Source organism: Kluyvera sp. NPDC087067 (genome assembly GCF_044745165.1).
Lineage (GTDB): Bacteria > Pseudomonadota > Gammaproteobacteria > Enterobacterales > Enterobacteriaceae > Kluyvera.
In genome coordinates, this window is sequence record NZ_JBIUZS010000002.1 from 474915 (window position 1) to 500555 (window position 25641).

Genomic DNA, 25641 nt, shown 5'->3' on the forward strand with positions numbered 1-25641 from the left:
GAATGTTCATACGACCAGTTAATACAACAAGATAGAGTTTATTGGTGTCTTATGGACAAATATCAGCAGAGCGTTCTGGCGTTAAAACATGAGGAAGACAGCGCAGAAAAAAGACTGAAGCAATATGATACTGAAGGAGCGAGAGGGCTCAATGAAGATGGCTCGATCGATTACGAACCTTATATTCATATAGCAGGGATAACATTCCCCGAACTACATCTTTCCTTTATTCTTTATCGAGAAAAACAATGTAAATATGCCTCACAACGTGATGGGGCGCTTCCAGGCTATCGCTCCTCAATTTCGTCACTATATTGTAAAACCAATATGAATCTATCACAAATACAATGGATTAAAAACACCATCCAGGATGGATGTCATGAAAAACAAGTATATATTCAGAATTATTTTAATGGTATTATTTACCTTAAACTCCAGTTCATTATTTGCGGCGGATAAAGTCATTATAGAAAAAATGCCACAAGATCTTCAGGACGTTTTTGAAACTGCTGAAGCTTGCGAGGGTTGGATAAGTAACTTTGATCCACGCTTAGATAAAACAACTTACAGCATTGTTGAGAGTATTATTAAGGAGAATTGCTCAGATATTGAAAAAATTATCTACAATGAAAACAAAATACAAAAATAACAAAGATTATTCGGCAAGATTAATGGTCTATGATGATACTATCATAACCTATGGTGAGTATAAAAAGACATGGATGGAAAATAAAATCAATTAGTAACTTCATGACTATGAATTAATGGAGATAGTAGTTAATGAAATCAAAAAAGAACGACAAAACCTTACTCTCACAAATCTTCACATGATAAAGCGCACAGCAGTGGCTAACAAGGAATTCCAACAACAGAAAACTCGAGAAAAATAACCCAGATAAATACTCCGGCACCAGGGAAGCATCTGGACAACCGTCAAAAAAATGAGTCCTCTTGATGAATGGAAAGCAGGCCGGAAAAAAGCGATTGGCAGCCCTAACTGATATATTTATAATAATACAATCAGGACATTTGTATCTGAGATAAATCAGCATTTATCAACATCTAAAAACGTCGAAAAATATAAGCCGCTGGACTGGGGATTGATTAAGGAAATAATATGGACTGGCACAGGTGCAAGGGTAGTAGCATGGAAAACCAGACCAATATAGATAGGAAACACAGGAGATGAGCGGATAACACCTATGCGGATAAAATCAGATTCACATACGATCTCATTGTTGCAGATGAGAGAAAATAACATTTACAAGGAATAATCAATGAATATAAAGTGTCTATGCTTTTTCCTTATATGTGGTGCAGCCAATGCGCATAACATCGATCCTGCGAAATGCAATAATGAGATAGAACAGGCTGACGTCTACTGGTGCCTTATGGACAAATACCAGCAAAGTGTTATCGCTTTAAAAAAAGAAGAAACTAGTGCTCAAAAAAGGCTGGAAAGATTCGATAATAATGAAGGAAAGAAAAGAGGTCTTAATGAAAATGGGACCCTTGCATACGATTCCAACATTCACCTTGCAAGAATAACCTTCCCAGAACTTCATCGTTATTTTATCATTTATAGGGAAAAACAATGTGGCTATTCATCCCTTAGTATTGGCTCACTTTCCGGTTATAGAGTTCCAATATCATCATTATATTGTAAAACCGAGATGAATATTTCACAAATAAAATGGCTTAACGATTACATTTAGAGATTATTATGTGCAAAAAGTTCTTTATTATAATTAATTTTATTATAGCATTTTTTCACTGTAACTATTTATTTGCAGAAAGTATAAACCATATCGTTATTTATAATATGCCGCAAGACTTGCAGGTTTTTTTTGAAACCGCTGATTCCTGTGAAGGATGGATAAGGGATTCTAATGTTCATCAAGAAAAATCAACTTATCAGTTTGTTGAGGATTCGATTAAAAGAGACTGCGCAAACATTGAAAATAAGTTACTTTCGATGAAAACCAAATACAAAAATAATAATGACTATTCTGCAAGGCTAACTGTTTATGATGACACTATCATAATATATGAACAGTATAAAAAGATGAAAATAGAAAATAAAAACAATTAGTGAACAAATGACTATTATTGAAGAGGTTAATGCTGTTGCACATGTAATAATTAATAGTAAAACTCAATACTAATAAAGTATTGTTTTATATATGAACAAATTAACTGGGAGCACTGCATTGCTGGGACAAATGCTTACAGTTTATGAGATGAACGTATTTTTAAATTTTCTTTATGAAATGAAGTTCCATATGAGCAGCATAGAAAAATCAAATGGGATTCCTGTCACAGAAAAACCTTTACTTAAATATAAAGATGAAGATAAATTAGCAAAGAAAAGATTCCCATTCACACTACGCAATGAATTTGTTACGAAGGAACAGCAGGAAAACCAAACTTTTTTCAATTGGTGTGAAACAAGAAGAATCGCTGCTTTATCCGGTTTACTCGAATGGGATAAATACGATCTATTAATAAGGAAATTGATTTATGAAATGAACAACCATTTGGGGCGGACCACGCCGCATTATCTAACAATTGACTGGCGATGGATAAAAGCGATGGCCTGGACTGAAACCGGAGCCGGCGATAGGCAGTGGAACTCAAATGTCATGCAGATAGGTGTTAGTAGTGACCCGGGAATACTCGCGGTTACAGATAGAGATAATGAAATGACGAAACTTATTACCCCTCCTATATACGCATGGCAAAATCTAAAAAAAGAAAAAATTAAAACGATTCCCGAAATGAATTTCAGAGCAGCAATCATATATTTGATGAGTAGATTATCAATATCCGAAATTCGCTCCGTGAAGAAACCCTACCTGGCCACATCATCAGTAACTATTTCACGAAAAGAAGGGTTATCTACATTAAACGATATAATAATGAAGAAACATACGACAGAAGAGACTCTAAGAGAGATGAATAATATTCCACGCTACCTTCATGATGGTGATGTATTAAAATATGTCCCAGCAGAGAAAAAACGAGCAATCACAGGATGGAACCTTCCAATAAATGCGCAAAGAATAGCATTAGCTTATAATGGAGGTGGCGATTCTCAGTATATAGAGAAAATCAAGTACTCTTATTCCATTATTATAAGAAAAGCGAGCTAAAGATAATGAGATACCTCATAATTATTATTTCAACTTTCGTATTTCTTTTCTATAGTGAAGTTGTCATGTCAACAGATAAATATTATTTGAATAGTCTCTGTGCCAGTGGTGAAGGAAGTCAGGTTGCCGACTGTTACGTAAATGATTCACTTATGAGCGCCGTCGAATTAAAAAAAGCAGAAAAGAATATCACTATGCGCATAAAGAAATGGCAAGAGATGAAAGATGAACGTCTTGAGACATCCGTTGATATTGCATTGAAACGACTCGAAATGTCTAACGAAACTTTTATCCGTTATCGTTTTGCACAATGCTCATTTGCCCAGATATGGGGAGGTGGTGGCGGGATGGCAAGTTCTACGAGAGTTTATTCCTGTGAAGCATTTCTAAACAGGCAACGCGCCGAACAGTTAAATAATGCGAATATAGCCGATTTCACAGCCGATGGTTATTAATAAATGCGTATAATATATCCAACTTTAATGTTTTGTATTTTTTCCTTATACTGCCATACCACTCTGGCAGATGATTTTAATAATGAGCACGTATACAAGAGCAATGAATTATATTACTTATCCATAGAAATCCCTGAAGATATTAGAAAGATTAATTTTTATGCCAGAACATGTAACATATACATGTCATCTCTCTATCTTGGTAATAGCTATTCTCTATCAGAAGAAAAATCATATAGCATAATTAACGAGGAATGTTCCTTTTTAAGAAAACACATTGAACAGGTAAAATTAAAATTTAAAAACGATGAAAAAATGACTCAACTACTTTCCATGGCCAATGATACAGCTAAAATATATTCTGAATGGGTAAAATAATGACAGATAATTACTCAAAATAATTGAAAGTAATTTCCATACCTCGATATACTACTGAAATATCTGTAAGCCAGCACTACAACGGAGATTTTAATAATGGGATACCCTGAACATCCAATAGAGATTCTAATAATGGCGATAATTCTAAGTATGCAGAAAAAAATCATCTTGTGTATATATTTTATTCACATCAGTACTTAAGAATAAAAATCAATGATTAATTATCAGAAAGGCCTAATATAATAAATAATTATTCTTACATTTATCATTATTATTTCGAATTAAGGAAATAGTTTTTTAAGGATATGAATCAATGAACATAAAAAAACTTCTATTCATTTTATTTATATGCAACGCTGCCAACGCGCATGATATAAAAATATCTGAATGTTCCTACGACCAACTAATACAACAAGATAGAGTTTACTGGTGTCTTATGGACAAATATCAGCAGAGCGTACTGGCGTTGAAAAAAGAGGAGACTAGTGCAGAAAAAAGACTGAATAAATATGATACTGAAGGAGCGAGAGGACTCAATGAAGATGGCTCTATCGATTACGAACCTTATATTCATATAGCAAGAATAACATTCCCGGAACTGCATCGCTCATTTATTCTTTACCGCGAAAAGCAATGTAAATACGCTTCACAAAGTGACGGGGCACTTCCAGGCTATCGCTCCTCCATTTCGTCACTATACTGTAAAACAAATATGAACCTATCACAAATACAATGGATTAAAAACACCATCTAGGATGATGCCATGAAGAACAAGTATACATTCAGAATTATTTTAATGGTATTGTTTACCTTAAACTCCAGTTTATTATTTGCGGCGGATAAAGTCATTTTAGAAAAAATACCGCAAGATCTTCAGGACTTTTTTGAGACTGCTGAAGCTTGCGAGGGTTGGATAAGTAACTTTGATCCACGCTTAGATAAAACAACTTACAGCATTGAGGGTGTTATTAAAGAAAATTGCTCAGATATTGAAACAGAATTATCTACAATGAAAACAAAATACAAAAATAACAAAGATTATTCGGCAAGATTAACGGTCTATGATGACACCATCATAATATACGATGAGTATAAACGTAGTCTGCACCACGTCGAGCCGCAACAGTAAGTGTACTCAATTCAACAACAGCAAGCTCAGAGCTGAGATATGGCGCAAGACACTGCTTACCGTAACGTTCCACAGGATCTTGAGTCTATGGGATTTAGCGCCAAAACACACTACGTCTCCAATAAGAGAGGATTAGGATGCTCATCCCGGCACCTGATTTTATAAGGGCCGGGAGAAAACATCACAAATATTAGCGCACATCAAGCCGCTTTCAGGAAACACCCTAAAGCGATTTTTTCAGGAGTTAGCCTCGTAAAAGAACAGCGTTAAAGGTTCTCATCACTGATAAACAAACGTCACCCCAATAATCGACTGCACATTCCCCGCCGTCACCTGCCCCTGCGTTCGGGCATAGTTCGCCGTTAACCCCAGGCTGACGGCTGAGGTCCCCACCGCCCCCAGCGACACCGTGCTGTTGGCTGGCATAATGGTGCCATTGCGCGTCATCTGTACGCCAACCCCTTTCGCCGGAGAGGTCGATGCGGTGTTGGTAAAGATTGAGTTTGCTGAATCTGCCGTCGTCCCGGAAAGATAATAAGCAAGCTTCTGGCTCTGTGCGCAGTAGACCGACAGAGGAACCGCCGTGGAGCCGGGGTAATCCGGGAGCGTCACCGTCACATTACGCGCGGAAACATCGCAGCCGCCGGTTGGCACCACCACGTTATTATTGGCGTAAATATTCCAGATAAACTGGAAATCATCGCTGTCTTTACTGTTGGTCTGGCGCAGGATCAGAACGGCGATAAGCGTTCCGGCGGTAATGGTCACGCCGCCCGCCGAGCTAATCGGTGTCAGGTACAGCGCCGTTGGCCAGGGTTTATCCACCTTTGAGTTGTAGACTATGCGCGCCGTTTCCGCGGTCGTTGGGAAGGGGTAGCTGGAGCCGTTATATTTTACCGTCCCGGTAAAGCTCGACAAAATACCCCCATAAGCAGAACCGCGCTGAAGGGTTACATAGTCGGTGATGGTATCCGGGTAGTCGTTATGACAAAAAATTTGCGTTGAGAGGTCCACGACCAGATTTTGGCCTACCTGAACCTCCGGTGCAAGGTCAACGAACACATTCGCACTCCCCCCGCCGATCGGGATGGTGACTCCCGCCGCCGTTTTACAGGCAAAGGCCCAGACGTTAACTGACCAGCCCATCAGCAGCAGCGTGGCCAGCAGGGTTATTACTTTTTTCATTAACATTCTCTCCTGGTCAGGCGTAGGTATAGGTGACGTTAATCACCGCCTGAATGGTTCCCTGGGTCGCGCCGCCGTTTACCGACAAGGCTCTGACCTGCAATGGAAAATGGGCAGCCTGCGAGGCTTCATCAACCGCCACCGCCGTTGAACTGCCGGTGTTGAGGGTGTTGCCGCTGTCATCCTGAAGCTCAAGCTGGATATTTTTAGCGGTGCCCTGATTTTTGTAATAACCGGTGCTGTCAGACGTACCGCTAAAACTGGCGACCACTCGGGAGGTGCCCACCGGGCAATTCGTCAGATCGAGCCCAACGGTATGCCATGCCGATGACGATCCGGCGGCGATCATGCTGAAGGTGTAGAGATCGCCCAGCTCTACGGCCGCGTTAACGGTGGAGACCGTACAGGGTTTGGCCACCACTTTTCCGTTGACGGTAATGGTCACATCCGCAGCCTGTAGCGCGGGAGAAGCGAAGGCCAGCGCGATCGCCAGTAGCCAGCCGGTGCAGTTCGGTTTCATCAGAGCCTCCGGTTACTGAAATTCAAGGGTAAATGTTGCCGTTGCCCGGACATGGCCCGGGGTGACCGGAACCTTTGTCGCCATCATGCGGGCATAAAAATTCAGCACGTTGGTCTGGCCGGGAGTCAGCGTAGTCCAGGGTATGGCTGACGATATGGCGTTCAGCGGCAGCGAGGTCTGCTGGTCGTTCAGGATCTGGATCCCCATGCCATCTGCCGCCGAAACGCCGCTATCAAGCTTTAACAAACTGGTGTTATCGCTGTTGCCGACACCGACAAAGCCCACCTTCACCGCCGTGACCGAACCGCCGCACGGCGAAAGGACAATACGGAACGGAACCGAAGGCGTTGTCGCCCCAATGCTACTGAACTGTTTGGAGGCGTTATCCATCAGATCAACGGTGAAATCTTTCGATTCCCCCGCCACGGCACAACCGTTGTCCCGGACATAGCCGCTTATCGTGATGGTGCTATCCGCAGCCGAAGCATTCGCCGCCGCCAGCGCAAAAATGGCCACCAGCAGATAAAAGAGTTTCATCATTCTTAATCCTTAGCGGCACACGGCCGATAGCTGGGTCAGCAGCTGTTGTGCGTTCTCTTCAGGCAAGCGGTAGTTTGCCGTACAGCTGGCGTTCTCGCCCTCTCCCCATTTCACCCGCACGGAGCCTGAAAGCGGCATGCCGCTTAGGTAAACCTGGCCGTTATCCGCCACGATACTGCCGTTCTGGTTATCGTCAGAGGTGACCATCGCGCCGAACGGCACCGGTTTGCCATTGTGGGTGAGCGTCATCAATAATTTCATCCCGACATGGGCTTTAAATTCCGCGCGCACAATCGCCCCATGGGTTGGCACAACGCTGACCACGGCATCATCCAGATCGACGTTGTCCGCCAGCGAGTTGGTATCCAGCGCCACGCGGTTTTCCCGATATTCCGTGGCGTATGGCAGCACGGCATACCCGCGCCAATCGGTACGCACGCCGGTTTGGTTTTCGACTTTGGTGCCTTCTGCCCCCGGCGCTTTCACCAGTACCACCGTGTCATTAAGCGGTTGCCCCAACGTAATACCGTTGGCATGGGCCAGAACGCCGCCGCTCATGCCATAGTAGAATTGCTTCATACTGTCGCTGTGGCTGTAACCGACGTTGGCATTGCCGTAGTCGCCGCGGTAGTTGAGTGCGGCGTAGCCCGTACCGCCGTTATTTCCTTCCCCGCCGCCCGCATAACCGGTCTGTACGCTGTAGCTGAGGTTGTTGTCATCGAGCAACGTGCCGTACAGCCCCGCGAGGTTGGTCATGCGTCCTTTAAGATCGTTGGAGGCGCTGTAGCTGGCGCTCGCATGACGCCACACTGAGGTGTTATCGGAGCGCAGCCAGTGGCTAAACGGAATGTTCACGTTCACTGCCAGCATCTGATCGCGCCCTTCCTGCCAGGCGTTTTTGGTCAGGCTGTAGCTCACCGTCCAGTTGATATCATCAACCGCCGTGTTCAGCCCAACCTGAAGTTGTTCATCGGCGCTGCCGCTGTTCCAGTAGGTCTGGTGGCTGCCGCTAACATACAGCGTGGCGGTACGGCCGAGCTGTTGCGTCACGCTGACCTGCATTCTGCCGCGCTTGTTGTAAGCCAGGTTGTAGTAGTCGGTGAATTTCGGCTCCACCTGAATAACGCCATCCTGGGTTTCCACGTTGTAGCCGCTCATGCGGCTGTAGGTGGTATCGGCAAAGCTGAAATAGCCGCGCGTAGAGTAGCGATAGCCCACTAACTGGATGTTGGTACCCAACTCACTCAGCGATTTGTTATACAGAAAACGCACCGATTGCCCCTGATGCTTACTATCATCTGGCAGCGTGGCATTGGCCTGGGTCACGTCGACGGAAAGTGCGCCCAGATCGCCCATATTTTTCCCCACGCCCATGTTGAAGGCGCGATAACGATCCGCCAGCTGCGTACCGCCGTACAGCGTCCAGCCCGCGGGAAGCCCGTGAAGCAAAGTGCTCTGGAAGAATGACGGCTCGTCTTGCTGATCGTTCCCGCTGCGGTATTCACCGGCGGTCAGCGCATAGCGCGTATGGCCCTCACGTTGCAGCACCGGCACCGAGGAATAAGGCACGGTGAAGTTCTGGCTGCTGCCGTCCACTTCCTTGATGGTCACCTGGAGGTCGCCGCCGTTGCCCGCGGAATAGAGATCGTTAATGGTGAACGGGCCCGGCGGCACCGTGCTGTGATAGATCTCATAGCCGTTTTGTTTGACCGATACCTGCGCCGTCCCTTTGGCGATACCGTGGATCACGGGCGCAAAGCCTTTCTGGCTGTCCGGCAGCATATTGTCGTCGGAAGCAAGCTGGGCGCCACGGAAGTTAATGCCGTCAAAAATGTCGCCGTTGGTATAGCTGTCGCCAAGCGTCAGGCGCGAGCGTAATGGCGTGATATCACGCTCAAGCCAGGTGTTAACGTGCTGCCATTTGTTCTCATTGCTGGAGGAACCGCCGCCGCTGCTGTAGCTCCAGGTGGTGTTGTCGCGTAAACGCCACGCGCCCAGATTCAGCCCGCTTTGCAGGTTCAGATAGGCATATTGGCTACTGCCACCGGTGCTGTTTTGTACGTTATTACCGGTGAAGTTGTAGTTCAAAAGGCCTGCGTTAATGCCGTGATCCCACATTTCAGGCGGTATATAGCCACGCGCCTGATTGCCCATAAATGCCTGCGGGATCGTCATATACAGCCGCTGCTGACCCACGTCCAGGCGGAGGGTGGCGTCTTTGATCATCTCCAGAATCGGAACGCAGGTGTCCGACGCCAGCGCGTTCATGCCAGCGATGGCAGCGGTGTTAAGCCCCATACTGGCAAGCTGTCCACGCGTCAGACACGGCATCAACCCTTGTCCGTTTTCGCCTGCGCTGAAGGTGACATCGCGGGTGGTGATGTAGCCGTCATTCAGGTAGATATCCACCCGATAAGTGCCCGGCGGCAGCTCCTGGCCCTTTTCAAAACCAGAAAGATCCGCCACCGCGGCGGGATCATCAGCCAGGAAGCGGGGGTTAAAATAGAGCTCGGCGTGTACAGGGAATGTGGATGGCGCCAGCAAACAGGCAAGCAGGACGGGCGAAAATACGCCCGTCAAACGTGTTGCTTTGTGCCGCATATGTAGGGACTCCAAACGGTCGAGTCCCAATTTCAGATATGACATAGTCCCTCCGGTTCGACATCGCCCGGCTGTCAGTTCTTATTTTATCCAGGGGTGCGCTGGCTTCCCCGTTCCTTACTGCACTTTGCCTTTCATGCGAGGGGTGAGCGCACCATAATCATTGATGGTTTTGTAGGTGATATCGCTTCCCGCATCGGCAGGTAATTTGACGTTAACCTCGCCCATTGGCGGAACCAGCGCATTTTCCAGCACGCGCGTACCGGCATTGAGTTCGGTCACGGTCAGGTAGTAAGGCGTTGGGTTAACGAGCGTTAAGGTGCCCGCGCCACGGCGAAACGTCAGTTTTTCAGCGGCCTGATCGGGAGGCAGCGCCAGCTTTGCCGGACGGTAATACAGCTTGATACGGCTGATAATCGCCAGCTGTAATGTGTTCTCGCCGAGCTTCGCTTTATCCATAGAGGGAATCGCTTTTACGTTCATCCAGAACAGGCTTTCCCGGTCTTTCGGCAGCTGGTTATTGGTTGCATCCAGAATGCGCAAGGTATTCTCTTTTTTACCCTGCATCGCAAAAAGCGGCGGCGTTACCACGAAGCGACCGTCTTTGACGCCATCGGCGTTTTCTACCCATGACTGAATAAGATAAGTGCCGGCGTCGTCGTTGTTGGTGACGCCCAACTGCACCTGTTTTTGCCCTTCAGGATAAATAACGCGAGTCGCGCCCAGCGCAACACCTGCTTGCGCAGCAGGCACCATGCCAATCGCCGCAATCATCAGAACGCAGGCCAGCAAGCCGCGCATTATTGTCCGTGTATTGTTCATGTTTGCCCTTGTTGTACTCACCGTCATATCCTGTATTCGGTCTGTCTACGGATGTATTACTTAGAGATAGGTCAACGAAAACCACGCCTGAGCGTTGGCCGTACCGCCGGTGACCTGTCGGTCAGTGGAGCGGTATTTCGCGACAAAATGCAGCGCGGTAGAACCGTCGTAAAGTTTCGTCCAGCTCACCGGCTCGCGATTTAAAGGGATTTGGCTGCCATCGCTATTAAACAGTGCAACGCCAATCCCCGTAGCGATCCCTGCCCCTTCCCCCACGGAGAGGACGTCAGGATCTTTCCCGTCGGTCACGCCGTTAAAGGTCACGCCCACGCGTTCACTGACCGTGGTATCGCAGTCCAGGAGATGGATCGTAAAAGCCACCGGGCTGGAATCTTCTCCTGCTGCATGAAATCTGTGGCTGCTGATTTGCCCCATATTGACCGTCATCAGACGATCGCCTGCATCGACACTACAGGCCTCGGCAATCACCTCGCCCTGAAAACGCATATTTCCGCCAGGCGTAGTGACATTCCAGTGATTCCCCGCCAGCGCGATTGTCGGTAGTAGCAACATCAGTCCAGGTGCGACCTTTTGCATTGTTATCACCTCAGTTCCATCGCGGATAACGAGCCGTCCTGGCTCATGCGGCGTCCTTGCCCGCTTTATTATTCGTACTGAACTTTAAAGGTCGCGTCAGCGTTTGCATTACCTGCAGTTGCTGCGCCAGTTGCATAGTAACGAGCCTGGAATGGAATGATGTTGGTGCCATCGTTCAGAGTCGTTGCTGCGCTGAAGGTTGCGCCATCAAGTGCCAGCGGAGTCCCTTTGTTATCGAGGATCTGCACACCAACGTTGGTTGCGCTACCAGCAGCAGAGCTTTGCAGTGCCAGCACGGTGTTGTTGGTGGTATCAATTGCGGTACCGGAGAACGCAACAGACGCTTTGGTTGCCACGGTGGTATCACAATCATTCAGCTGAATGTTGAAACCAACGTTTGAGCTGGTGCTACCCGCAGTTGCCAGTTTTGCTGAACGAACCTGACCCATCTGCACGGTGTGCTCTACTGAACCTGCGTCAACCGCACAGGCGGCGTTCACAACTTCACCTTTAAAATGAACAGTACCGCCGTTAACCGTGGTGGTATCAGCCGCCAGCGCTGCCGCAGATGACATGGACAGTGCAGAAATAACGATTAACGCAACTTTATTAATTCCCATAAAACTCACTCCTTATTAATTGAGAAATTATTCTCACCTTGTTAAAAACGATATTAATCTCAGCCACCAGATGATTTTCTGGTGAACTTGATGAGTTGCTACAAAACACAAAAACTACTGAGGGATATTTTCCGGGGCATCAGACAATAGCCATCACCATCTCCGACTTAATCTGGAAATATCCTGATAAAAAGACATTGCGACCGCGTTATTTCCCCGCAAGCCAAACATCTTTTTGTTTTTTTGCATTAAATAATAAATATGCTTTTCGTTGAACCCTGCCATTTCATTTATTTGTGATACAGAGTATCCCTCGCAAAGATAGCGAAAGACGGTGAGCTCCCGGTCGGAGAACTCTCGCTGATTAAAAATAGATTTACTGGCCTTTCTCAGGCAGGCGTACAACTCAGTAAAGCCTATCTTTTCATGAACAAGCCATGGAAAAGGTCCTTCAAAAGCATATCCAGAAGATACTTCCATCTTGTATAACAGTATAATTCGGCAGTGAGAATCTGGTGAAGCTAACAAACTGAGTATCCGGTGCCTCTCGACAACATCAGAAATATAAAGAACGATCACATCGCTGACATATGTTCGTAAGTAGCACTTTGACTGCAATTGCCAGGAATGGATTGTTGCTACATTCCTTTCCTGAATAACTTCATCATCTTGTAATGCCAACAGAAAAAAACTGTTATCCGAGATAATACACTTCCTCATATATTACCCCAACGTCCTGGTTCGGTTTTCTTTATCTAATTGCCATGTTCCCTTATGTTAAAAACCCTCTCCCTCAATTCGGTTTAATTATATACGCAGCCGATATATATCGTCAAAAACGATCAATTAATTACTATTGATAGTTATCATCTATTAGTTTTGTGAATATAGATCGCCTTGATCGATCAATTGATTATTAAAAACAGATAGATCAAGGAAATAGACAATCAGTTTTTAGGATTATTCTAAAAATAATAAATTCGTCGTATTGCTAAAGTTCAATTACTTTTTGTAAATTTTCGTAAAGATCATGCTTAATTTCATTATTTAACTTATTTTTCACATTTAATCAAATTGATCTACATCAATTTAGGCTCATAATATAAAAATACGCAAAGTTGATCTTGCAGAAATGGCTATTAATAAATAACTCATTGATGGCAAAGAAATATTAGGATTGAGACTTAATAGAGGAGACAGAACGTTTCTCGCCTGTCATTCGGCAACAGGCAAAAAAGGCATGAGAATACCTCGCAGGCGAAGTATTCCGGTTATGTGGAAGAATACAAAGATAGGCGCTACGGATGGAGCCATTTTCAGGATCCACCCGCAGGTGATAGGAGGGCTTCAGGCTTTGCGGATGACCACCGGTACGCTTTTATAGGCAGGCGTGAGGCTTTGCGTGTCTACCGCATCCAGAGACAGCAGTACATTCGCTTCCGGCAGATAGGCGCCAATTGAACCTGCCGCCATGCTGTAGACCACGACCGTCAGTCCATACATGGCGCGCGTCGCGCTTGGCTGACCATCATCATCCAGCGCCTGAATGTTAATGACATCCCCTTCAGCCAGGCCGCGGGCTTTGGTTTCCGCCTGGCTCAGGAATACCACATCACGACGTCCGGTAATTCCGCGATAGCGATCGTTCATACCATAGATCGTGGTGTTGTACTGATCATGGCTGCGCAGCGTGGCCAGTACCAGCGCATCTTCAGGCTGTTTATCACGTTCAACGGCGTGCTGATGGCTCACCACAAAGTTCGCTTTACCGGTCGTGGTATGCCATTCCCGACGTGATGCTGGCGTATCCATACGGAAACCGCCGGGGTTTGCAATGCGTGCGTTGTAATGGGCAAACGCGGGCACCACATCGGCAATCGCCTCACGAATTAAATCGTAGTTGGCAGACATCATTTCCCAGTTCACCGGGGAGTCAGGCAGGGTCGCGCGCGCCAGTTCGGCAACAATCGACGGTTCAGACTTAAGCCATTTCGATGCCGGTTTCAGCGCGCCACACGAGGCGTGTACCATCGACATAGAATCTTCAACGGTCACCGATTGAATGCCCGTCGCCTGCATATCACGTTCGGTGCGGCCCAGCGCTGGCAGCAGGTAATTGTGTTCCGCCATGAGCAAATGCGAGCGGTTAAGCTTGGTGGCGACGTGCACCTGCAAATCCAGCTTTTTCATCGCGGCAAACGTGCGCTGCGGCTGCGGCATGGCGACCGCCAGATTACCGCCCATACAGATAAGTGCTTTTGCGTCTCCCCGTTCAATGGCGCGAATGCTTTCAACACTTGAGCGCCCATGTTTGCGCGACACGCGGATATTAAAGCGGGCTTCAAGACGCAGTAGAAACTCTTCCGACGCGGCTTCGTTAATGCCGACCGAGCGGTCACCCTGCACGTTAGAGTGGCCTCGTAGCGGACAAATACCCGCTCCGCGCTTGCCCATATTGCCTTTCAACAGCAGCAGGTTCACCAGTTGCTGAACGTTCTCGGTGCCATTTTTATGCTGGGTGATCCCTAGGCCATAACAAATGATGGTGGATGTGGATTTATCGTAACGGTACGCCAAATCTTCCATTTGACTCCGCGTCAGGCCGGAATCCTGTTCCAGATCCGCCCAGCGGCATTGATGCAGAGAGTCATACAGCTCCTGATAGCCATGAGTGTGCTCAGCCAGAAACGCGCGGTCGAGGCACGGTTCCTGGCCAAGCAATATTCTCGCTTCGTCCATCTCAATCAGCGCTTTCATCACCCCTTTTAGCAATGAAGCATCGCCGCCCATTTTGACCTGATAATAGTCATTGCTAAGTACGGTGGACTGTCCTTTCAGCATATCGGTCGGGCTTTGTGGGAAACTAAAGCGTTCAAGCCCCCTTTCCGCCAGCGGGTTGATAGAGATGATGCGCGCCCCGCGCTGCGCTACTTCACGCAGCGTGGTCAACATACGAGGATGGTTAGTACCGGGGTTGTGCCCAATGCAAATCACCAGATCGCAATGCTCAAAATCTTCTAATTCAACGGTACCTTTGCCCATGCCAATAGACTGAGTCAGCCCGGCGCTAGTTGGCCCATGACACATATTGGAGCAGTCGGGAAAGTTGCTGCTGCCATATTCACGGGCAAACAGCTGATTAAGAAACGCGGCTTCATTGGAGGTACGACCGGAGGTATAAAACTCTACTCGTTCCGGGGAATCATAGCTGCGCAAGCGCTCGCCGATTTCCGCAAAGGCGACCGACCATTCTACGGCCTGCCAGGTATCGCTCGCCCGGTCATACTTCATGGGATGCGTCAGACGGCCAATGTTTTCCAGCTCATAATCACTGTAATTCCACAGCTCAGCCACCGTATGCTGGCGGAAAAATGCCGGTGAAGCTTTCTTGCTGGTGGTTTCCCAGGACACGGCTTTTACGCCGTTTTCACACAGCTCCATGGGAGAACGATGACTGGGGTCAGGCCACGCGCAGCCTGGGCAGTCAAAGCCTTTGACCTGGTTCATCCTGAACATGGCGATAATATCGCGCGCAACGGCCTTTTGTGAAAATACCGATGCGGTCACCGCTTTGACTGCACCCCATCCACCCGCAGGGCCTTGATAACCGCTTATACCCGGAACACCATTATTCATTTTTGCCGCTTATTCTGTACGCCATTTCAATGGTGAATACGGTAGCAATTTCCCGAACCTAATGATTTCCCCTTCACGAGGTACGCGGTTTCTACGCTCAACGGGTTAGGCAATAGCGCCCTACTGGTGGCATAGGCGAGACGCCTCCACAAAAAAATTGGGGTTGAACTGACGGCCACAAACTTTTATTTTCGTGTCTGATTTTTAACTGGGCCCTGTGATGTCGACGATGAAAAAATCGAACACGTTAGTGAACAGCACAATAATAAGAAGAATAAGCTGAGGAATTTCTTATGTGGTTATTTATTGGCACCCTCGCCGCCGTCTTTCTGGCGTCGCTGATGTTTGTGTGGCTTGACGATAGAATTGCTGAGCCGGAGTAGTACCCGATAGCGTTCCGCGCCGTGAAATGGCGCGGAACATGAGAGATTACAGTGACTTCGCCAGACGTTCCACGGCGGTCATTAACCCTTCTTGCGATACGGTAGAGTAGGATAAACGCAGCGTGCGGGTATCCGGGTTATCGTTATAAAACGCTTCGCCCGGCACGTACACCACGCCATTCTCCAGCGTTTTTTCCAGCCATTTCATGGTATCGAACGGATAGCGGAAACGCGCCCACAGGAACATCCCGCCTTTTGGACGACTGAATTCCAGATGCTCACCCAAACGGCTTTCCAGCGCATCGGCCAACGCATTGCACTTCTTGCGATAATCTTCGCGGATAAGCGCAATCTGGTTCTCCAGACGATTCATCCCCAGATATTCCGCGGTGATCACCTGCGAGAGCATGTTGGTATGCAGATCGGCGGCTTGCTTGACGATCACTGTCTGCTGCGCCAGCCAGTCCGGCATCACAATCCAGCCAATGCGCATCCCCGGCGCGAGGATTTTCGAGAAGGTTGAGGTGTAGACCACCTGATCTTCACAGCCCAGCTCAACGGCGTGCTGATACAGCGGACGCTGTACATCGTCGGTAAAGCTGATTTCACCGTACGGATCATCTTCAATGATCACAAAATCGTGCTGCTTCGCCAGTTCAACCAGGCGGCGACGGCGATCGTCACTGAGGATTTTCCCGCCCGGGTTGCCAAAGGTTGGCACCAGGTAAACGGCTTTGACGCTTGTCGTTGTCAGCAGCTCGGCAAGCTGTTCCACCAGCATGCCATGCTCATCGGTATCGACGCTTAGAATATTCGCCTGCGCCAACTGGAAAACCTGCAATGCAGCCAGATAGGTCGGACGCTCAACCACAATCGCATCGCCCGGATCGAGTAGCGTGCGCGCCACGATATCCAGCGACTGTTGAGAACCTGAGGTGATGTACACATCGCCTGCCTGACAAGCAACACCGCGCGCCTGACACAGTTCACTGACGGCCTGACGCAGCGCCGGGTAGCCTTCGGTCAAACCGTACTGGAACGCGTCGTTGAAACGCTCGCTCATGACCTTCTGCACCGCCAGCGCCAGCCCTTCGGTATCAAAAAGTTCCGGGGCCGGGATACCGCCTCCCAGAGAAATCACGCCGGGCAGTTTACTGTGCTTTAGAAGTTCGCGAACAGCGGAGGGCTTAAGTTCGCCCGCGCGGACGGCAAGTCGCCTGTCGTGCATGGTATTTTCCTTTTCTGTCTCATTGTTGTGTTTGTTGCAGACTGCATATTTTACGTAGGCCGGATAAGGCGAAACCGTTATCCGGCGGGACCACGCACATTGCCGGATGGCGGCTTCGCCTTATCCGGCCTACAACGGTTATTGCTTATCTTTTATGACGATCAGCGGTTCGATATCGCTCTCTTTTTTAATCACCAGAGAGTCATCGCCCCGCAGGCAGGTGCCGCCATAGTTACCGCCAACGGTAAATGTACATACCTGAATATATTTTCCGGCCACGTTTGGCAAGCACCAAAGTTGCTGGTAAATATTTTTTCTGTCGACAAACTTGCCGCTGGTTTGCGTCAGCAACCCATCGTGTCCGCTCACCAGATCGATATTGCTACCACAACGCCCGGAAATGGGCTTAACGGCGTAGCCTGTTTTTGCCAGATGCTCGCTAACCTCAAAGTCGGTATCGAGCAGGTACGGATGGTTCGGGAACAACGACCACAGTACCGGCAGAATCGCTTTGTTGCCCGGGATCACCGTCCATAGCGGTTCAAAGACCATCACCTCAGGGCGCAGCAGCACGTCAATCAGCCGCACTTCGTTATCCGGGTGACCGGTACGAATTGGCACCGCCGCGTACTCGTCTTCGTTAACCTCACGAACCTGTTCAATGGCCGTTTCCCACGCCCAGGTTTTCCACACGCAGTTCACCAGACGCCCGTCGCCATCAATCAGCTGACCGGCTGAATCCCAGCGCAGCTCATCCAGGCCATAAAGGATTTTGCTCTCAAAGCCCGCCTCGGTCAGCGCGCGCTGCATAAATTGCGAGTGGTAATTTTCCTCAAGATCCTTGTCCTGCATGATGTGCACAAACGGTCTTGCCAGACTGTGTTTCCACGCCCCCACCAGCTCGCTCAGTAAGTCCTCTGCCGGATTGTGACCGTTGCCGTGATAGCCGGTCTTGAGCCACTGTTCAAGGATCAAGCCCCCTTCCGTATGACACGAAGCGGAGTCGGCGTTGTACTCATAAACTTTGAGCCCGCGCTCATCCATACAAAAATCCATACGCCCGGTAATCATGTCGTGGCGACGACGCTGCCAGGACAAGCGTAAACGCGGCCAGAGGATTTTTGGGATGTCGAACAGCGCCAGCAAATTGTCGTCGCGCATCACTTTATCGGTGGCATGGAGATACATCAGATGCATCTCGTTGGTCGCCTTAATCAGCTCCTGCTCAGCGCTTTCGGTCATGGTGAAATACTGATACGGGTCGCGATTTATCACGTGACCGTTGGCGTCAACATACGCTTTTTGCAGCGAATCGCGCTCATCCAGCCATTTACCGTCGAACTGCCCCTGATTATCCAGACGAGCGCCGTTGAGCTTGAGCGCTTCACCGGCAATGGCCGGCTGCGGCAGGCTGTAGCGGGCATCGTCGGTCTGGATCATCCAGCCAAGAATGGTGGTGTCATCAAAGGTGTCATGCAGAATATAGTGACCGTCTTTGACCTCAAGCGTTAGCTCGCGCGTCCACTGTTGGCCTGCGGGCAGCGGCGAGTGCAGAACGTTTTGTTCCGCGATGCGCACTTTGTTGCCAAGCAGTTGGGTGATGACCGCGACGTGACCGGTTTCGTTAAACTCCCCGCCCTTCTGCCAGATAAGCAGCGAGCCGACGAGCGGTGGACGACGGGAGCCGTTGGCAAATGCCTGAAGCGGGAGAATGGCGTCGTTCACAACCTGCCGCAGGTAGCGCAGCGAAAAGATCTCGTAGGCCATGCCAACGTCGGTGAAGACAAATCCGTAGGTGATGAATAAGAAACGGCGGGCAAACTCGACGCATTGCCACTTATGGCCCATGTATTCGTTGTCGATATAGCTACGAAACGATGCGTCATCAGGCATTTCGCCTGGCTTTAAGCTACTGTAATTTGAAGAGTAAATTGCTACGCCACCCGGCGCATACCCCAACAACGTGCCAAAGGGGGCGTCATTATTGCTACTTCCCGTGCTCATGAATCTTCCTCAAACATACCGTGCGGTTTTCTCACCCGTACGTTGAAATTAATTCCACAAAAGTGGATTAATCATACACCCGTGTATGCGAGGATGACCTATTAACGGGAAAAATAATCCTCTGAAAAATGCACCATGATGTCAGCAGGAGCCCGCAGGTATTTACAGGCGCAACCGTGGCATTTATGTTCGCAGATAGCAAAGCCACAAAGTGGCGTTAGCGCGCAGACCGTGCGGATTTTTACCCAGGACTGCTACACTTCACTACCTCAACACATCAGCAAAATAAGGCGAGCGATTATGTCAGAGAACACCTATCAGCCTCCCAAAGTCTGGGAGTGGACGCAAAGCAGCGGCGGCGCATTCGCCAATATCAACCGTCCGATTTCCGGCGCGACGCATGAAAAAGAGCTGCCCGTCGGCCATCATCCGCTCCAGCTTTATTCGCAGGGGACGCCGAACGGTCAGAAAGTGACGATTATGCTGGAAGAACTGCTGGCGCTTGGCGTGAGCGAAGCGGAGTACGATGCCTGGCTGATTCGTATTGGCGAGGGCGATCAGTTCTCCAGCGGCTTTGTGGAAGTGAATCCAAACTCGAAAATTCCGGCGCTGAGCGACCACTCAACCACCCCGCCGACGCGCGTATTTGAATCAGGCAGCATTCTGCTGTATCTGGCGGAAAAATTCGGTCACTTCCTGCCAAAAGATCCGGCCGGACGCACCGAAACGCTGAACTGGCTATTCTGGCTTCAGGGTTCTGCACCGTTCCTCGGCGGCGGCTTTGGCCACTTCTATAACTATGCGCCGGTGAAAATCGAGTACGCGATTAACCGCTTTACTATGGAAGCGAAACGCCAGCTCGACGTGCTGGATAAACAACTGGCGCGTCACCGCTACGTGGCGGGCGAGGAGTACACCATTGCCGATATGGCTATCTGGCCCTGGTACGGCAACGTGGTGCTGGGCGATGTGTACGGCGCGGCTGAATTCCTTGATGCGCAAAGCTACAAGAACGTGGTGCGTTGGGCGCAGGATATTGCCAGCCGCCCAGGCGTGAAGCGCGGTCGTATCGTCAACCGCACTAACGGCCCGCTGGATCAGCAGCTACACGAACGTCACGCCGCCAGCGATTTTGATACCCATACCGAAGATAAACGTCAGGCGTAATCGTATACAGCCGGGTGCCCCGCACCCGGATTTACTGCCCTTCTAGCCGGTATCCCGCCATGAAGTAGCGGACGGTGGTACTCGAGTCGTGCTCCTTAAAGAAGTCCATTACCATCTCTTTATCCAGCCCGTAGCGCCGCGTCAAAATCCCCGCTTCCCAGGCGCTCAGCTGCCGGTCACCGGTTTTTTCGAACATGCGGTGTGAAAATCCCAGCACGAAGCCGCGCTTATAGTCAGTGCAAAAACCGAGAACCTTCTGCGCGCTATCCGCATAAGGCGCCTTCATTCCCGCAATGAGCCCTTTACCAAAATGGTTATCCATCATCCCCTCCCAAATCGTTATATACAAAATTATATAGCGATTTTTTGAACGCTGGCTAGTGCTATTTAAAGGCAAGCGGTTATGGCATGTTTTTCTCTGCGTGTGATCGACCATACGGGCATCGTCGTAGAAACCACGTATGGTAGGAACAGCGTTTTAAAAAAAGAAAAGGAGACGTTATGGCCTGGCAAGCAAACCCAGCCCGTTATGAAGAGATGCAGTATCGCTACTGCGGTCGCAGCGGTTTACAGCTCCCTGCGCTGTCCCTCGGCCTATGGCACAACTTTGGCCATATTCACGCCCTCGACGCTCAGCGTGCGTTGTTACGCAAAGCCTTCGACTGCGGGATTACCCACTTTGACCTTGCGAACAACTATGGCCCCCCGCCGGGAAGCGCCGAGGAGAATTTTGGTCGCTTGCTGCGGGAAGATTTTGCGTCCTATCGCGACGAGCTGATTATCTCCACTAAAGCGGGCTACGATATGTGGGCGGGGCCTTACGGTTCCGGCGGTTCACGTAAGTATCTGCTGGCAAGTCTCGATCAGAGCCTGCAACGTATGGGGCTGGATTACGTCGATATTTTCTACTCTCATCGGGTGGATGAACGCACGCCGATGGAAGAGACCGCCAGCGCGCTGGCACAGGCGGTGCAAAGCGGTAAGGCGCTCTATGTCGGGATCTCGTCTTATTCAACCGAGCGCACCCAGGCTATGGTCGAGCTGCTGCGCGAGTGGAAAATTCCGCTGCTCATCCACCAGCCTTCTTATAACCTGTTAAACCGCTGGGTCGATAAGAGTGGGCTGCTGGATACCCTGGAGCACAACGGCGTAGGCTGCATTGCCTTTACCCCGCTGGCGCAGGGGCTGCTGACCGGCAAATACTTAAACGGCATTCCCGACGGTTCGCGTATGCAAACGGAAGGCAAAAAAGCGCGCGGTTTGACGGAGAATATGTTGAGCGAAAGCAACTTAAGCAGCCTGCGGTTGCTTAACGAAATGGCGCAGCAGCGCGGCCAGTCGATGGCGCAGATGGCGCTGAGCTGGCTACTCAAAGATAACCGCGTAACCTCAGTGCTGATTGGCGCAAGCCGCCCGGAACAGATTGAGGAGAACGTGAAGGCGCTGGGCAATCTGCATTTCTCAAGCGAAGAGTTAGCGCAGATTGATAAGCATGTCGCGGACGGGCAGTTGAATCTGTGGCAGGCGTCGTCGGATAAGTAAGTTTAGTGATGATAGGCACGATATGCCCCCTCTCCCTTATAAAGGGAGAGGGTTGGGGTGAGGTTTATGCACCGCACCTTTCCCCTCACCCTAGCCCTCTCCCCAAAGGGGCGAGGGAACTGAATCGTGCGGTCATTCATTAATGCATCAAGCTTTTTTCGCGCGCGTCAGGCTATCAAGGTAGCCCATCACAAAGGCGGACAACACGAAGGTCAGGTGAATAATCACGTACCACATCAGCTTGTTGTCCGGGACGTTTTTGGCATCCATAAACACGCGCAGCAGGTGAATTGAGGAGATAGCCACAATGGAGGCAGCCACTTTGTTCTTCAGTGAGGTCGCATCCATCTTGCCCAGCCAGTTCAGCTTCTCTTTGTCCTCACTGATATTGAGCTGTGAGACAAAGTTTTCATAGCCCGAAAACATCACCATCACCAGCAGCCCGCCAACCAGCGTCATATCCACCAGCGACAGCAAGGTAAGGATCAGATCGGATTCTGCAAGGCTGAAAATGTGCGGCAGAATATGAAAGATCTCCTGAAAGAATTTAATCGCTAACGCCAGCAAAGCCAGCGAAAGGCCAAAATAAACCGGGGCCAGGATCCAGCGCGATGCATACATCAGATTTTCAAGAAAGCGTTCCATAATGTCCTGTGAGTCAGTCAAATTAGCGCCATTATAGCCCAATGTTGCAACACTTTATCAACAGCTAAAACTACACATCATGAGGGCGGATAAAGGGCCGCTGGTAGTCGGGCCACAGCAGCGCAACCAGCTCTGGATAGGCTTCTTTCGCAAATTCCTGATAGCACTGTTGAAGCGTAGTGACCACCGGGTCGCCCAGCGTCACCTGTTCCCCTTTCAGGCAGCGGCGTTTAATTTCGTCGTAATACTCGTAAACGGCACCGTTGAGGCTGCGACAGCGTTCCTGCGCGTCAAACAGCCCGGGAATGTCTTTTAATTCGTCAGTCGACATACGCTTAATGGTGGACTGGATAAAATCGATATACTCATGATTAATACGCCAATACCAGGGCGGCGTAATGGTACTCATCAAGCCAGCAAAATGGTTCTCACCTTCATCTTTGGTCAGCGGGGTGGCCACCGTTGCGGCAGCAGATTCATTTTCGCTATCCGGTTTTTCGTTATTTTGACCATACATGAAAAATAAAATAATGGCGGTGAGCAACAATAATACCATTACAAAATAAATAATAACGCTCATGGTTTTCTCCACTTTTTTTGATTTTAAAAGTGCCTCATGATAATGTCAACGAACCTCAATATTATTAAAACCGCTCCCTAGCCAATCAAATGATGATAACGCTATGATCGCTGAAACTCTTATCCCAGCCCGCTTTTGTATCTCGGCCATTGACGCTGAGAACCCTGATATGAAAGCAACCCAACAAGCAGAGCCGACGAAAAAAACACTGGCAGATTGGCAGGATGAGATATTGCTTAGCGCCGGTCAGTCGCGTAACCCCTTACTCGAAGAGCACGATCGTCATATTAAAGACCGATTATATCGCGTGGCTAAAATTGAAGCTTTTGTCCTTATGCTAAATAATCTGGTTGTTCAGGGAGAGATTTCCGCACTGGAATTAAGTGAAATTATCGAGTTAAAAACCCAGGAGATAAATGAAGACGGTAATAAGATCTGGCTTAATTTAATGACTCAAGAGAGAGCGACTCCTTTGTTTTATAATCTGACGGATAAGTAGCATGAAACTTGTCGATGTTACCGAGGCGAATATCGCATTAAGCCCGCAGATAAGTGATGACACTGTTCTTGCCCGCAATCTCCAGTCGCTGCGTGACGACAAAAGTGCCCAGGGCCGTCAAATCTCCAGCCCGCAAGCGCCCATTCCCGCCACGCTGGTCAAGATGAAATGGCAAAATCGCCGCGAAATCTACGCTTATCAAGTGAAAGAAGAGATCCTGGGTTCCGCATTGTGTGAAGTGATGGAACGTTACCCGCATCTGCGCGATAAGATTCTGGCGCATACGGAATCCTGCTATCAGCATGTCCTGAATCGGGAAGCCGCGACGCTAACGATCAGTCGCGGCCTGGCCGACGGTGATTTCAAGACGGCAAACGTTATCCTAAACCTCGATAAAGACGAGGAAAAAGGTGCGGATCAGCCGTTAATTTCCAGAGCAAAATGATCGAACGCACAGGAGCCTTGCGATGCGGCTTGCTCCAGCGATAATGCGACAAGCCCCACTTTAGCCCCCACCCATTTGCCTTTTCCGGCGGCGAAAGGTTGGCAAACCGGCTGCCAGTCAGCGTCCCCCTGACGCCAGGCAAAGCGGCAAATTCCCCCAAGAGAAACCACCACCTTCAGCTCGCAGCGTGCGGCATCGACATGCGCCAGCGCCTGACGACTTTCGTGCACCACGCCAGCATCGCTCATCCAGCCCGTGACCCACAACAGCCGCTGCCTGTCGCCGCAGTTTTCCAGTAACAGCGCGGCATAACGCTCGCCATAGACAATTAAACCTCCGGCATCACCGGCTACGTCAGCATTAAGCGTCAAACACGTTTGCGCGGTGAACTGCCATGCCGGGAATTTTTGCAGCAGCAGATTAGGCAGCCAGTAGAAATTGCGCTTCTCCTGCGCCTGCGGTAATCCGCAGCAACGAAGATGAAGCTGCCCGTGACCCGGCAACAGCCACGCCGGATTGGGGTTGGCCTGCCACTGCCATTGCAGACCGGGTTTACCGTCGGCAAAATCATCATGGGTTTGTGGTGACGCGGGATTCGATGGCGTCAGGCTTGCCGGACGCGGCCAATGCATGACCGGTTGCCCTACACCTTCGTGACCGATTTGCTCTCCAATGCGCGGCCAGCCATCGGCCTCCCAGCGCATCGGTTGCAGATGAACCACTCGACCGTACAGATGCGCATCCTGGAAATGGACAAACCAGCACTCGCCGTCATCCAGCGCAACCCAGCCGCCTTGATGCGGGCCATTGACCGGCGTATTGCCCTGGAATAACACGTTTTTCGCCTCCCACGGGCCGGTCATACTTTTGGCTCGCAGCACCGTTTCCCAGCCGGTTTCCACGCTGCCCGCCGGTGCAAAGATGTAGTACCACTCTCCCCGTTTATAGACCTTTGGCCCCTCGAGCGTCGGCTGGTCGACGCTACCGTCATAGATAATGCGCCCTTCCCCCAGCAGCGAGGTGCCGTCCGGCGACATGGCACAAAGCTGAAGCTGATGTTTTATTCCGCTGCGGCTGTGGGCAAACGCATGTACCAGCCAGGCGTCACCGTTGTCGTCCCAGAATGGGCACGGATCTATCCAGCCTTTTGCCGGCTGCACGCAGTGCGGTGCGCTCCACTCGCCCCACGCGTCGTCGGTTTGGCACATGAAAATCCCTTCGTCAGGGGTACTGAAAAATACCCACAGCTTTTCGTTATGCCAGCGAATAGACGGCGCCCATACCCCTTTGCCGGGTTGATACTCATCAAACCCCGCCAGCGGCAATGCTTTGAAAACGTGGTTGATGATTGTCCAGTTAACCAGATCGGTCGAGTGCAGAATCGGCAGCGCCGGCATATGGTTAAAGCTCGACGACACCATAAAGAAGTCGTCGCCCACGCGTACGATGTCCGGGTCTGAATAGTCAGCGCACAAGATAGGGTTATGATAATGGTTCGATGACATCGCGCCCT

The 25641-nt window shown here is 49.5% G+C and carries 25 protein-coding genes; 10 read left to right on the forward strand and 15 right to left on the reverse strand.

Annotation, left to right across the window (positions count from 1 at the left end; all coding sequences use genetic code 11):
* Positions 1–379: 379 nt before the first annotated feature.
* The 6 genes from ACIPDS_RS07585 to ACIPDS_RS07610 all read left to right on the forward strand — a co-directional run bounded on the left by ACIPDS_RS07585 (position 380) and on the right by ACIPDS_RS07610 (position 5114).
* Positions 380–649 (forward strand): hypothetical protein, encoded by a 270-nt coding sequence (locus tag ACIPDS_RS07585; protein WP_400734332.1) that lies wholly within the window; start codon positions 380–382, stop codon positions 647–649.
* 628 nt (positions 650–1277) lie between these two features.
* On the forward strand, positions 1278–1715 hold the full coding sequence (locus ACIPDS_RS07590) for a hypothetical protein (protein WP_400734334.1): 438 nt from the start codon (positions 1278–1280) through the stop codon (positions 1713–1715).
* A 468-nt stretch (positions 1716–2183) separates the two neighbouring features.
* Positions 2184–3152, forward strand: coding sequence for a hypothetical protein (locus tag ACIPDS_RS07595; RefSeq protein WP_400734336.1), 969 nt, complete (start codon positions 2184–2186; stop codon positions 3150–3152).
* A 65-nt stretch (positions 3153–3217) separates the two neighbouring features.
* On the forward strand, positions 3218–3607 hold the full coding sequence (locus ACIPDS_RS07600) for a lysozyme inhibitor LprI family protein (protein WP_400734338.1): 390 nt from the start codon (positions 3218–3220) through the stop codon (positions 3605–3607).
* A gap of 691 nt (positions 3608–4298) precedes the next feature.
* Positions 4299–4739 (forward strand): hypothetical protein, encoded by a 441-nt coding sequence (locus tag ACIPDS_RS07605; protein ID WP_400734340.1) that lies wholly within the window; start codon positions 4299–4301, stop codon positions 4737–4739.
* 9 nt (positions 4740–4748) lie between these two features.
* Complete coding sequence (locus ACIPDS_RS07610) at positions 4749–5114, forward strand: hypothetical protein (protein WP_400734342.1); 366 nt, start codon at positions 4749–4751, stop codon at positions 5112–5114.
* A gap of 279 nt (positions 5115–5393) precedes the next feature.
* Here ACIPDS_RS07610 and ACIPDS_RS07615 read toward each other — a convergent pair whose 3' ends face one another.
* From ACIPDS_RS07615 to gss, 11 genes are all read right to left on the reverse strand, one after another.
* Positions 5394–6299 carry a fimbrial protein gene (locus ACIPDS_RS07615; RefSeq protein WP_400734344.1) on the reverse strand — a complete coding sequence of 302 codons (906 nt, stop codon included), beginning with the start codon at positions 6297–6299 and terminating at the stop codon, positions 5394–5396.
* Between the two features lie 16 nt (positions 6300–6315).
* Positions 6316–6819 carry a fimbrial protein gene (locus ACIPDS_RS07620; protein WP_400734346.1) on the reverse strand — a complete coding sequence of 168 codons (504 nt, stop codon included), beginning with the start codon at positions 6817–6819 and terminating at the stop codon, positions 6316–6318.
* A gap of 12 nt (positions 6820–6831) precedes the next feature.
* Entirely contained in the window at positions 6832–7359 is a 528-nt protein-coding gene (locus ACIPDS_RS07625; protein WP_400734348.1) for a fimbrial protein, read from the reverse strand.
* A 9-nt stretch (positions 7360–7368) separates the two neighbouring features.
* Entirely contained in the window at positions 7369–10005 is a 2637-nt protein-coding gene (locus tag ACIPDS_RS07630) for a fimbrial biogenesis usher protein (protein WP_166516941.1), read from the reverse strand.
* A 72-nt stretch (positions 10006–10077) separates the two neighbouring features.
* Positions 10078–10782 (reverse strand): fimbria/pilus periplasmic chaperone, encoded by a 705-nt coding sequence (locus ACIPDS_RS07635; protein WP_400734716.1) that lies wholly within the window; start codon positions 10780–10782, stop codon positions 10078–10080.
* Between the two features lie 60 nt (positions 10783–10842).
* Positions 10843–11379, reverse strand: coding sequence for a fimbrial protein (locus ACIPDS_RS07640; protein ID WP_166516939.1), 537 nt, complete (start codon positions 11377–11379; stop codon positions 10843–10845).
* Positions 11380–11447: 68 nt separating this feature from the next.
* Entirely contained in the window at positions 11448–11999 is a 552-nt protein-coding gene (gene fimA, locus ACIPDS_RS07645; RefSeq protein ID WP_166516938.1) for a type 1 fimbrial major subunit FimA, read from the reverse strand.
* A gap of 153 nt (positions 12000–12152) precedes the next feature.
* Positions 12153–12479, reverse strand: a complete 327-nt coding sequence (locus ACIPDS_RS07650) for a response regulator transcription factor (RefSeq protein ID WP_166516937.1) — start codon at positions 12477–12479, stop codon at positions 12153–12155.
* Between the two features lie 867 nt (positions 12480–13346).
* On the reverse strand, positions 13347–15635 hold the full coding sequence (locus ACIPDS_RS07655) for an FdhF/YdeP family oxidoreductase (RefSeq protein ID WP_400734352.1): 2289 nt from the start codon (positions 15633–15635) through the stop codon (positions 13347–13349).
* A gap of 429 nt (positions 15636–16064) precedes the next feature.
* Complete coding sequence (locus ACIPDS_RS07660) at positions 16065–17246, reverse strand: PLP-dependent aminotransferase family protein (protein ID WP_400734354.1); 1182 nt, start codon at positions 17244–17246, stop codon at positions 16065–16067.
* 138 nt (positions 17247–17384) lie between these two features.
* Positions 17385–19250: a bifunctional glutathionylspermidine amidase/synthase gene (gene gss, locus ACIPDS_RS07665; RefSeq protein WP_400734356.1), complete on the reverse strand. Its 1866-nt coding sequence runs from the start codon at positions 19248–19250 to the stop codon at positions 17385–17387.
* Between the two features lie 300 nt (positions 19251–19550).
* Here gss and yghU point away from each other — a divergent pair, with 300 nt between their 5' ends.
* Complete coding sequence (gene yghU / locus ACIPDS_RS07670; RefSeq protein WP_400734358.1) at positions 19551–20417, forward strand: glutathione-dependent disulfide-bond oxidoreductase; 867 nt, start codon at positions 19551–19553, stop codon at positions 20415–20417.
* 31 nt (positions 20418–20448) lie between these two features.
* On the opposite strand, the gene ACIPDS_RS07675 is transcribed toward yghU, so the two are convergent.
* Positions 20449–20739 carry a DUF2623 domain-containing protein gene (locus ACIPDS_RS07675; RefSeq protein ID WP_166516952.1) on the reverse strand — a complete coding sequence of 97 codons (291 nt, stop codon included), beginning with the start codon at positions 20737–20739 and terminating at the stop codon, positions 20449–20451.
* 179 nt (positions 20740–20918) lie between these two features.
* Here ACIPDS_RS07675 and ACIPDS_RS07680 point away from each other — a divergent pair, with 179 nt between their 5' ends.
* Complete coding sequence (locus ACIPDS_RS07680) at positions 20919–21959, forward strand: aldo/keto reductase (RefSeq protein WP_400734360.1); 1041 nt, start codon at positions 20919–20921, stop codon at positions 21957–21959.
* Between the two features lie 147 nt (positions 21960–22106).
* On the opposite strand, the gene ACIPDS_RS07685 is transcribed toward ACIPDS_RS07680, so the two are convergent.
* Positions 22107–22604 carry a TIGR00645 family protein gene (locus ACIPDS_RS07685; RefSeq protein WP_400734362.1) on the reverse strand — a complete coding sequence of 166 codons (498 nt, stop codon included), beginning with the start codon at positions 22602–22604 and terminating at the stop codon, positions 22107–22109.
* Between the two features lie 70 nt (positions 22605–22674).
* Entirely contained in the window at positions 22675–23184 is a 510-nt protein-coding gene (locus ACIPDS_RS07690; RefSeq protein ID WP_400734364.1) for an ESA_00282 family adhesion-associated protein, read from the reverse strand.
* Between the two features lie 103 nt (positions 23185–23287).
* On the opposite strand from ACIPDS_RS07690, the gene ACIPDS_RS07695 reads away from it, so the two are divergent.
* Entirely contained in the window at positions 23288–23683 is a 396-nt protein-coding gene (locus ACIPDS_RS07695) for a hypothetical protein (RefSeq protein WP_400734366.1), read from the forward strand.
* Between the two features lies 1 nt (position 23684).
* On the forward strand, positions 23685–24128 hold the full coding sequence (locus ACIPDS_RS07700) for a cytoplasmic protein (protein ID WP_400734368.1): 444 nt from the start codon (positions 23685–23687) through the stop codon (positions 24126–24128).
* On the opposite strand, the gene ACIPDS_RS07705 is transcribed toward ACIPDS_RS07700, so the two are convergent.
* Positions 24101–25633, reverse strand: coding sequence for a glycoside hydrolase 43 family protein (locus tag ACIPDS_RS07705; protein WP_400734370.1), 1533 nt, complete (start codon positions 25631–25633; stop codon positions 24101–24103). The genes ACIPDS_RS07700 and ACIPDS_RS07705 overlap by 28 nt on opposite strands.
* Between the last annotated feature and the right edge of the window lie 8 nt (positions 25634–25641).